General features: G+C 62.0%; 3 protein-coding genes. All 3 read left to right on the top strand.

Annotated elements, in window-relative coordinates; translation table 11 throughout:
- Positions 1 to 80 precede the first annotated feature (80 nt).
- A complete protein-coding gene (tnpA, locus tag AC6CIG_RS29580; protein WP_127709856.1) occupies positions 81 to 551 on the top strand; it encodes an IS66-like element accessory protein TnpA in 471 nt (156 codons plus the stop codon).
- On the top strand, positions 548 to 904 hold the full coding sequence (gene tnpB, locus AC6CIG_RS29575; protein ID WP_093041993.1) for an IS66 family insertion sequence element accessory protein TnpB: 357 nt from the start codon (positions 548 to 550) through the stop codon (positions 902 to 904). The genes tnpA and tnpB overlap by 4 nt, the downstream gene beginning before the upstream one ends.
- Before the next feature lie 48 nt (positions 905 to 952).
- Positions 953 to 2,466 (top strand): IS66 family transposase (tnpC, locus tag AC6CIG_RS29570; protein WP_498324372.1); only part of this gene is annotated, 1,514 nt, incomplete at its 3' end.

Raw genomic sequence — 2,466 nt, 5'->3', positions numbered from 1 at the left:
GTGAGCGCGACGAACAGCCCACCTTTTCTTTGCTGATTGAGACCGCGAGATAAGCTCTTCATCTGCAGGAGTGGAACGGGATGGTTGGAGATCGCGCTGGTGCCATGCTTGGAGTCATGGATGAAGCCATGGATGAAGCCAGGCATGATGGAGTCTACCGGCGGATCGAGGTGATCACCGGTCGACGACAGCGGCGGAATTGGACCGACGAGGATAAGGCGCGGATCCTTGCTGAAAGCGCAGAACCCGACGTGAACATCTCGGCCGTCGCCCGGCGCTGGGGCGTCAACCGTGGTTTGCTGAATGTCTGGCGCCGCCAAGCCGGGCTGACCGCTCGACGATCCGTGCAAGCCTGCGCGCAGCAGGCCATGTTCGTGCCGGTGACCGTCGTTGGAGAACGAGCGCCTCCCCAGAGCGCGTCGTCGGATATCGCTTCCGTTGCTTCCGGCCGAATTGAGATCGAGATTGCCGGAGCACGCATGACCGTGATCGGCTCGGTGGCGCCCGAGTTGGCGCAGGCGATGGTGGTGGCGTTGCGAGGACGCCGGTGATCGGACTTTCGCCGAATGGCGTGAAGATCATGGTGGCGACGCAGCCTGTCGACTTCCGGCGCGGCATGAATGGCCTTGTTGCGCTGGTGGCGTCAGCGCTTTCGGCTGATCCCTACTGTGGTGACGTGTTTGTGTTCCGCGCCAAGCGGTGCGATCGCCTGCGCTGCATTTATTGGGACGGGTCGGGCATGATCCTAGCGACGAAGTGGCTTGAGGCGGGCAAGTTCGTTTGGCCACCGATCCGCGATGGCGCGATGCAGATGAGTAGCCAAGAGTTCTCGCTTTTGCTGGCCGGTATCGACTGGACTCGGGTTAAACGGAACGTCGTAAAGCGGCCGACGAAAGTGGGCTGATCTTATTGGATTTGCTTGAAGATTCAGGATCATGTGCTAGGGTCAGCCATGCCGCTTCGACCCGACCCTTTACCTCAGGATGCCGCCCAATTGAGCCGGATCATTCTCTCGCTCGATGCGGAGAATGCCGACCTCAAGGCGCGCGTTGCCTTCCTGGAGGGTCAGCTCTTTGGACCGAAATCGGAGAAGATGACGGCGATCGACCCGACGCAGGCGACGCTCGACCTTGGCGACCTCAGCGACATTCCCGAGGCGGCCAATGACGATGTTGCACCCGTGGCTGAAGGGCCAAGACAGGAGCGGCGATCGCCGTCGCGCAACATCGGCCGTTTGCCCAAGCACCTCCCACGGTATGAAGAGCTCATCGAGCCGGAGAGCAAGATTTGCCCGTGCTGCTCGTTCGAGCTTCATTGCATCGGCACGGACGTCAGTGAGGCGCTCGACATCGTGCCGGCGGTTGTCCGGGTGAAGCGGACGATCCGGCCGCGCTATGCATGCCGGGCCTGCGAAAGCGTCATTGTGCAAGCGCCCGCACCGGCGCGCGTGATGGACGGCGGCATGGTGACTACGGCGTTTGCAGCCCATATCGCCGTTTCGAAGTTTGCCTGGCATCTGCCGCTGCATCGCCAGGCGCAGATGCTTGCCTCCTGCGGCGTGATCATCGATCGCGGCACGCTTGGCGCCTGGGTGACGCGGGTCGCCTGGTGGCTCGAGCTTCTCTACGATGCGCTTACCGCCTTCATCCGCTCCCAGCCAAGGGTGTTTTGTGACGAGACGCCGCTTCCGCGGCTCGATCCGGGGCGCAAACGCACCAAGCTTTGTCAACTCTGGGCGCAGGCGGTCGACGACCGGCCATGGAATGGTCCGGCGCCGCCGGCGGTGGCCTATACTTTTGCTGAAAGCCGCAGCGCTCGCGAGGTCGAGGGGCAACTGTCGTCGTTTGCCGGCGTACTTCAGGTCGATGGATACCAGGCCTATAAAACCTTGGCCAAGCGCCGGGGGAAGAGCAATATCGCCCCCATGCGGCTGGCGTTCTGCCTTGCTCACGCGCGACGCAAGTTCGTCGATGTCGTCAAGCTGACCGGCTCTTCGGAGGCGCTGTCGATCCTGGCCAGGATCGCCGAGGTCTATCGCATCGAGGCGAAACTGCGCGGCGAAAGTGCCGATACCCGGCTCACGGTACGGCGTCGCGAGACAGCACCCATCATGCGAGAACTGAAGGTCCAGCTCACCGAACTGAGCGAAGAGGTGTCGTCAAAATCGGCGCTGGGCAAGGCCGTCTCCTACGCGCTCAATCATTGGAACGGGCTGGCAGCCTTCCTGGAGGATGGCCGGATCGAAGCGGACTCCAATGTGGTCGAGCGTTCAATGAAATCGGTGGCTCTGACGAGGAAGAACTCGTTGTTCGTGGGCAACGAACGCGGTGGCAAGTCCTTCGCCGTCCTGGCATCGCTCGTCAACACAGCAAAGCTCAATAGTGTTGACCCCGAGGTCTGGCTTGCCGATGTGCTTGAGCGCATCATCTCGGGCAAGGTGCCCGCGAACCGGATGGATACGCTCTT

The organism is Sinorhizobium sp. GQ132, from assembly GCF_059758575.1.
Note: the sequence above shows the minus strand (reverse complement) of the source record. Positions and strands in the feature narration are given on the sequence as shown.

Excerpts from the sequence above, each read along its gene's own strand:
- tnpA (WP_127709856.1), top strand. The coding sequence starts at position 81 with ATGGTTGGAGATCGCGCTGGTGCCATGCTTGGAGTCATGGATGAAGCC.